The organism is Leuconostoc fallax KCTC 3537, from assembly GCF_000165675.1.
In the GTDB taxonomy this organism is placed as follows: domain Bacteria; phylum Bacillota; class Bacilli; order Lactobacillales; family Lactobacillaceae; genus Leuconostoc_B; species Leuconostoc_B fallax.
The window spans coordinates 265669-274232 of the sequence record NZ_AEIZ01000026.1 but is presented as its reverse complement, the minus strand read 5'-3'; the positions used below and the strand labels follow the sequence as shown (position 1 = coordinate 274232).

Annotated in this window: 3 protein-coding genes and 1 pseudogene; 3 read left to right on the top strand and 1 reads right to left on the bottom strand. The window is 40.5% G+C overall.

Translation table 11 applies throughout. The annotated features are described in order from the left end of the window. The 3 genes and pseudogenes from LEUFL_RS12885 to rpoC form a co-directional block, all read left to right on the top strand. Positions 1 to 347: pseudogene (locus tag LEUFL_RS12885) on the top strand (TetR/AcrR family transcriptional regulator); the annotation flags it as partial. A 235-nt stretch (positions 348 to 582) separates the two neighbouring features. After that, entirely contained in the window at positions 583 to 4191 is a 3609-nt protein-coding gene (rpoB, locus tag LEUFL_RS0108695) for a DNA-directed RNA polymerase subunit beta (protein ID WP_010008858.1), read from the top strand. Between the two features lie 24 nt (positions 4192 to 4215). Beyond that, positions 4216 to 7878, top strand: coding sequence for a DNA-directed RNA polymerase subunit beta' (gene rpoC, locus LEUFL_RS0108690; RefSeq protein ID WP_010008856.1), 3663 nt, complete (start codon positions 4216 to 4218; stop codon positions 7876 to 7878). 33 nt (positions 7879 to 7911) lie between these two features. Here rpoC and LEUFL_RS0108685 read toward each other — a convergent pair whose 3' ends face one another. Next, entirely contained in the window at positions 7912 to 8346 is a 435-nt protein-coding gene (locus LEUFL_RS0108685; RefSeq protein WP_010008853.1) for a flavodoxin domain-containing protein, read from the bottom strand. Positions 8347 to 8564 lie beyond the last annotated feature (218 nt).

Genomic DNA, 8564 nt, shown 5'->3' with positions numbered 1-8564 from the left:
ATAATGAGCCCATCGATCAACTTGTTGCGATGACACTTGTTATTCGGACGCAGCATCCACGTGATGTGTTTACATTAATTCATGGTAGCTTTGGGGCGTTGTCATCTTCTGGTCAGCAGAGTCTTGGTCGAATATTCGGCCGGGATTATGTCGGACCCATTGCGCGTTTCTTTGCTCAACCGGCTGTTCATTTGCGTGAGCATGTGGATCCTAAGATGGCGAGTTCTTTCTATATCACAAGCTTGGCACCGATATTTGGTGATTTTCATGCTTTAAATGCACAGCAAGATATTCAAACAAGAGTGCAAGAATTAGTTGATTTAATCTTACATGGTGTTGTCCAGTAGGTCCTTGATTTTTTTACAAAATAGCGTATACTATAACATAGTAATACTGCGAATAAATACGAAAATCATGATCTATTGTCCATGAATTTCATCATAGTTGAGGCAAACGTTGTCTGCGGAAACAGCGACGATTGCTTTTTTTGTGCCTATACCTTATCTTTTTAAGGGGTATTTTTGATTTTGTAATCAAATTGTAATGTACAGAACGCAGTGAAAAACAAACGAGGTGATAAATGTGGCAGGACATTTAGTAAAGTATGGTAAGCACCGTACGCGTCGTTCATATGCTCGAATTAAAGAAGTCTTAGATGTGCCGAATTTGATTGAAATTCAAACGGCATCTTATAAGTGGTTCCTTGATGAAGGTATTAAAGAAATGTTTGGCGATATCATGCCAATTGATGATTTCCAAGGTACTTTGTCTTTGGAATATGTCGATTATAAATTGATGGAACCAAAGTATACAATTGAAGAAGCGCGTGAGCATGATGCGAACTACTCAGCACCACTACATGTGACATTACGTTTGACTAACCACGAAACTGGTGAAATCAAGAGTCAAGATGTGTTCTTTGGTGAGTTCCCATTGATGACAGACCAAGGAACATTCATTATCAATGGTGCGGAACGTGTTATCGTTTCTCAATTGGTACGTTCACCTGGTATTTATTACAATCAAGAAACTGACAAGAATGGTCGTCCTCATTTTGGTACCACAGTGATTCCTAACCGTGGCGCTTGGTTAGAATACGAAACGGATGCTAAAGGTATTGCCAACGTTCGTATCGATCGTACACGTAAACTCTTGATGACGGAGCTTGTTCGTGCATTAGGATTTGGTTCTGATTCAGACATTTTAGAAATTTTCTCTGACCAATATGATGCTTTGAACATGACTCTGGAAAAAGACGTTCACAAAGATATGTCGGATTCACGTGTTGAAGAGTCATTGAAGGACATTTACGAGCGTCTACGTCCGGGAGAACCTAAAACAGCAGATTCTTCACGTGCGTTACTTGTTGCGCGTTTCTTTGATCCACGTCGTTATGACTTGGCCAATGTGGGACGTTATAAGATTAATAAGAAGTTGTCGCTCAAGACACGCTTGCTTGGACAGACATTAGCCGAAACATTGGCTGACCCTGATTCAGGCGAGATTATTGCTGAAAAGGGAACTGTTGTAGACAAGACAGTCATGTCTGAATTAGCACCATTCCTTGAACGTGAAGATTTCAAGACGACAACATATACACCATCAGGGGATGCTGTTTTGCAAGAACCAGTTATCCTACAAAAAATTAAGATTGAATCACCTGAAGATCCAGAAAAAGCACTAGTGTTAATCGGCAATGGTCATATTGAAGCAGCTAACCGTACAGTGCGTCCTGCAGATATATTAGCAGGTATGAATTATTTCTTGAACTTGCAAGAAGGCATCGGTTCAGTTGATGATATTGACCACCTTGGAAACCGTCGTATTCGTTCAGTCGGCGAATTACTACAAAACCAATTCCGTATTGGTTTGACACGTATGGAACGTGTTGTGCGTGAACGTATGTCAATCCAAGATGCTAATACTGTAACACCACAACAATTGATTAACATTCGTCCAGTTGTGGCTGCAGTTAAGGAATTCTTTGGTTCATCACAGCTATCACAGTTCATGGATCAAACTAACCCATTGGGTGAATTGAACCATAAGCGTCGTTTGTCTGCATTGGGACCTGGTGGTTTGACACGTGATCGTGCTGGTGTTGAAGTGCGAGATGTGCACTATACGCATTACGGTCGTATCGATCCAATTGAAACGCCAGAAGGTCCTAACATCGGGTTGATTAACTCGTTGGCCACTTATGCACGTATTAATAAGTATGGCTTTGTTGAGACACCTTACCGTCGTGTTGATTGGACAACCCATAATGTTACCGACAAAATTGATTATTTGACAGCTGATGAGGAAGATAACTTTATCGTGGCGCAAGCTAACTCACCTTTGAACGATGATGGTAGTTTTGTTAACGATACAGTTATGGCACGTTTCGGTGAAGAAAACATCGAAACACCCGTTGATAAAATTGACTACATGGACGTGAGTCCTAAACAGGTTGTTTCTGTTGGAACTGCTGCGATTCCGTTCTTGGAAAACGATGATTCTAACCGTGCCTTGATGGGTGCCAACATGCAACGACAGGCTGTGCCGTTGTTAGACCCACATTCACCATTAGTGGGAACAGGTATTGAATATAAGGCAGCTCACGATGCTGGTGTTGCTTTGATTTCCCGTGCCGCCGGTGAAGTGGAATATGTTGATGGTCGTCAAATCCGTATTCGTCGTGAAGATGGCCAACTTGATACGTATGAATTAATGAAGTTCCGCCGTTCTAACGGTGGTAAAAACTATAACCAAAAGCCAATTGTTAAAGTTGGTGAACACATTGATGATGATCAAGTTATTGCTGATGGCCCATCAATGGAATTAGGCGAACTTGCTCTGGGACAAAACCCATTGATTGCCTTTATGACTTGGCAAGGTTATAACTTCGAAGATGCCATTGTTTTGAATGAACGCTTAGTTCGTGAAGACGTTTATACATCAATTCATATTGAAGAATATGATTCAGAGGCGCGTGATACAAAACTTGGCCCTGAAGAAATGACACGTGAAATTCCTAACACTGGTGAGGAACAACTGCGTGACTTAGACGAGAATGGTATTATCCGCATTGGTGCCGAAGTCCATGATGGCGACATTTTGGTTGGTAAAGTAACACCTAAGGGTGTTACAGAACTTTCTGCTGAAGAGCGTCTTTTGCATGCAATCTTCGGTGAAAAGGCACGTGAAGTACGTGATACTTCATTACGTGTCCCACACGGTGGTGGTGGTGTTGTCCAAAACGTTCGTATTTATACGCCTGAAAACGGTGATGAATTAGCACCTGGTGTTAACATGATGGTTCGTGTTTATATCGCCCAGAAACGTAAGATCCAAGTTGGTGATAAGATGGCTGGACGTCACGGTAACAAGGGTACAGTTTCAGTTGTTGTACCTGAAGAAGATATGCCGTATATGCCTGATGGAACACCAATTGATATCTTGTTGAGTCCCATGGGTGTGCCATCACGTATGAACATTGGGCAGGTCTTAGAATTACATTTGGGATTTGCTGCACGTAATTTGGGTATCCATGTTGCTTCACCAGTCTTTGATGGTGCAACAGATGATGAAATTGAAGATGCTTTGCGTGAAGCAGGACTACCAGTTGATGGTAAATCTGTTGTCTATGATGGCCGTAGCGGTGATGCCTTTGACAAGCGAGTTGCTGTCGGTGTTATGCACTATATGAAGTTGGCCCACATGGTTGATGATAAGATTCATGCACGTTCAATCGGTCCTTACTCACTTGTTACGCAACAGCCATTAGGTGGTAAAGCACAGTTCGGTGGACAGCGTTTTGGTGAAATGGAAGTTTGGGCGCTGGAAGCTTATGGTGCTGCCTACACATTGCAAGAAATTTTGACTTATAAGTCTGATGATGTTGCTGGTCGTGTTAAGGTCTATGAATCAATCGTTAAGGGTGATTCAATTCCTCGACCTGGTGTTCCTGAATCATTCCGTGTTCTTGTGAAAGAATTACAAGCACTTGGTTTGGATATGCGTGTTCTAGATGTTGCCGGTGATGAAGTTGAATTACGTCAAATGGATGAAGATGATTCAATTTTGCCAGTTGATGCTTTGGAAAAGTTAGCACGTACACATCCAGATCTTTTGAATCAAGAAGATGACGAAGTTAAAGTTGCGTTTGCCAAAGTAGAGTCTGACGAAGACACTACTGAAACAGAATAAGTGAAGAAAGGTAACAGCAAATAGATGGCTATCGATGTTAATAAGTTCGAAAGTATGCAAATCGGTTTGGCTTCTCCTGATAAGATCCGTTCATGGTCTTATGGTGAAGTAAAGAAGCCAGAAACGATTAATTATCGAACACTTAAGCCTGAAAAAGATGGTTTGTTCGATGAGCGTATTTTTGGACCTACAAAAGATTATGAATGTGCTTGTGGAAAATATAAGCGAATTCGTTACAAAGGTATCGTTTGTGACCGCTGTGGTGTAGAAGTTACATCATCAAAGGTACGCCGTGAGCGTATGGCCCACATCGAATTGGCTGCCCCAGTTACACATATTTGGTATTTCAAGGGAATTCCTTCACGTATGGGACTAGTGCTTGATATGAGCCCACGTTCATTGGAAGAAATTATTTACTTTGCCTCATATGTTGTTATTGAGCCAGGAGATGCACCAGTTGAAAAGAAGCAACTATTAACTGAGCGCGAATACCGTCAATTAAAGGTACAATACGGTGCTGATTTCGTAGCGGGCATGGGTGCTGAAGCAATTAAAGCTTTGTTAGCTGATGTTGATTTACAGTCTGAAGCGGATAATTTGAAGCACGAATTGCAAGAAGCCACAGGACAAAAACGAGTACGTGCTGTACGTCGTTTGGATATTGTTGAAGCATTCTTAACATCTGAAAATAAACCACAGTGGATGGTTATGGATGTTGTACCAGTTATCCCACCTGACTTGCGTCCGATGGTTCAATTAGAAGGTGGTCGCTTCGCTACATCTGATTTGAATGATTTATACCGTCGTGTAATTAACCGTAACAATCGTCTGAAGCGTTTGTTAGATTTGAATGCACCTGGTATTATCGTTCAAAACGAAAAGCGTATGTTACAGGAAGCTGTCGATGCATTAATCGACAACGGTCGTCGTGGACGCCCTGTTGCTGGTCCTGGAAATCGACCATTAAAGTCACTTTCACATATGCTGAAGGGTAAGCAAGGCCGTTTCCGTCAAAACCTGTTGGGTAAGCGTGTTGATTATTCTGGTCGTTCAGTTATTGATGTTGGACCATTCTTAAAGATGAACCAAATGGGCCTACCACGCCCAATGGCATTAGAACTTTTCCGACCATTCATTATGCGCGAATTAACAAAGCGTAACTTGGCCGGTAATGTTAAATCAGCTAAGCGTAAGATTGATCGTCAAGATAATGATGTTATGGATGTTTTGGAAGATGTCATTAAAGAACATCCAGTTCTTTTGAACCGAGCACCTACGCTACATCGTTTGGGAATTCAGGCTTTTGAGCCAGTGTTGGTTTCAGGTAAGGCAATGCGTTTGCATCCTTTGGTAACTGAAGCTTATAACGCTGATTTTGATGGCGATCAGATGGCCATTCACGTACCACTTTCTGATGAAGCACAAGCAGAAGCACGTTTGTTAATGCTTGCCGCTGGGCACATTTTGGCACCTAAGGATGGAAAGCCAATTGTTGCGCCATCACAGGATATGGTGATTGGTAACTATTACCTAACGACTGAAGAAGCTGGTCGTGAAGGTGAAGGTATGATTTTCAGTAGTGTTGCAGAAGCACGCATTGCTTATGAAAATAAGATTGTGCATTATCATACACGTATTGGAATTCAAACATCGACATTCCCTGACGAAAAACCATTTACTGATGAACAACGCCAGAAGATTATGATTACATCTGTTGGTAAATTGTTGTTTAACGAAATTTTGCCAGTAGACTTCCCTTATATTAATGAACCATCTGAAGATAACTTTAAGGGTATCAGTGATGAATTCTTTATTAACTTTGGTGAAGATATTCATGATCATTTGGCACATGAAGAAATTGTACGTCCCTTTAAGAAGGGATTCTTATCTGATATTATTGCCGAAGTTTATAAGCGTTATAAAGTAACAGAAACATCATTACTTTTGGATCGCATGAAGGACTTGGGTTATGATAAATCAACACAATCTGGATTGACGGTTGCCATGACAGATGTTATTGAATTAAAAGATAAGCCAGCAATTTTGGAAGATGCCCATAAGCAAGTTGCGACAGTAACAAAGCAGTTCCGTCGTGGTTTGATTACAGATTCTGAACGTTATCAACGTGTGACAGAAATTTGGACCAAGGCCAAGGATATTATTCAAGATCGTTTGATTGAATCCTTCGATGTGACTAATCCAATCTATATGATGCAGGATTCAGGTGCGCGTGGTAACATTTCTAACTTCGTTCAGTTAGCCGGTATGCGTGGTTTGATGGCTGGACCTGGTGGTAAAATTATTGAATTGCCAGTTACTGCTAACTTCCGTGACGGCTTGACTGTGATGGAAATGTTTATTTCTACCCACGGTGCCCGTAAGGGAATGTCAGATACGGCTTTGAAGACAGCCAACTCTGGTTACTTGACACGTCGTTTGGTCGATGTTGCGCAAGATGTTATTGTGCGTGAGTACGATAATGATACTGATCGTGGACTAGAAGTTTCAGCAATCATGGATGGCAACTCTGTTGTTGAACCGTTATATGATCGTATTTTGGGTCGTTATGCAATGAAGTCGGTATTTGATCCTGAAACTGGTGAAAAGATTATTTCAAAGAATGAAATGATTAGTGAAGATATCGCCAAGAAGATTATTGCTGCTGGTATTGATAAGGTAACGATTCGTTCCGTCTTTACATCAACAACAGAACACGGTGTTTCAGTCTTGGATTATGGTCGTAATTTGGCGACTGGAGAAGATGTTGAAGTTGGTGAAGCAGTTGGTACAGTTGCTGCCCAATCAATTGGTGAACCTGGTACGCAGTTGACAATGCGTAACTTCCACACGGGTGGTGTTGCTGGTGGAAACGATATTACGCAAGGTTTGCCACGTGTGCAGGAAATTGTTGAAGCACGTATTCCTAAGGGACGTGCTGAAATTTCTGAAGTTACTGGAATCATTGCTTCTATCGAAGAGAATCCAGCTGAACGCACAAAGATCGTAACAGTTGAAGGTGAAACAGATACACGTTCTTATACATTGCCACTTTCTGCACGTATGCGTGTTGGAGAAGGTGATGAAATTCAACGTGGTCAAACACTTAATGAAGGACCTATCGATCCTAAGGAATTGTTAGCTGTTACTGATACATTGACAACTGAGAGCTACATGTTGACTGAAATCCAAAAGGTTTATCGTTTGCAGGGTATCGAAGTGTCAGATAAACATATTGAAGTCATGATTCGTCAGATGATGCGTAAAGTACGCGTTATGGATCCTGGGGAAACACCTTTGCTTCCTGGTACATTGATGGATATTGCAGACTTTAAGCGCGCTAATGAACCTGCATTGTTTGCTGGCAAGGTGCCTGCTACAGCTCGTCCAGTTTTGTTAGGTATCACTAAGGCTGCGCTTGAAACCAATTCATTCTTGTCAGCTGCATCATTCCAAGAAACAACACGTGTCTTGACTGATGCTGCTATTCGCGGTAAGAATGATCCGTTGGTTGGTTTGAAGGAAAACGTTATTATCGGTAAGATTATTCCAGCTGGTACTGGTATGGCTGAATATCGTAAGATAAAAACAAAGGTTGTTGGCGACACTATTGAGAGTGACGACAACGAAGTTGAAGAAAATATTCAAACATTAGATGAAGTTGCACGAACATTTAATGACAAGCATTAAAAAAAGCCGCTACGTTAAGTAGTGGCTTTTTTATTATGCTAATAAATCGTTAACAAATTTTTTGAGTTGTGCCTCATCCGTTTTATCAGGGATGAGATTAATTTTAACATTTTGTGCAGCCTTGTTTGCTTTCGCATTGGACAATGCTGTATCAAATTTATCTACAGCAACACAATAATCATCTTCATAGAACAAATCACCTGAACCAGCAACGCCATACTTTGTTCCTGATAAATCAATAAATTCTAAATCATCGTAGAAATCTAATCCTTCATCAGGTAATGAGCCATTATCATAAGTGTACGGTACGACAACCGCAATATCTTGATTTTGTAAATCTTCAACTTCAGTTTGAGATATTTCTGATTTAGTAACCATAACATCATGTGATTTTAATTGGTCAATAATAATATCTGCAACAGCTTCATTATTACCAGTAATCGTTGCATAAACAACAATAGCATTCATAGTTTATATCCTTAATCATGAGCTTATTTATTTTACAAATTCTATCATACAATACTCAATTCAAATAATCATGGAAAATGTGTTAAATATTTTAGCACATTTTTAACTGTTGTAATGTATCATTTTCAAGTTAATTATTTAACAAAAAATTAACAAAAAGACCAGAACCTTTATATTTGAGGATAGAAAAAATAGGCGTTATAATAACCGTAGTTTGA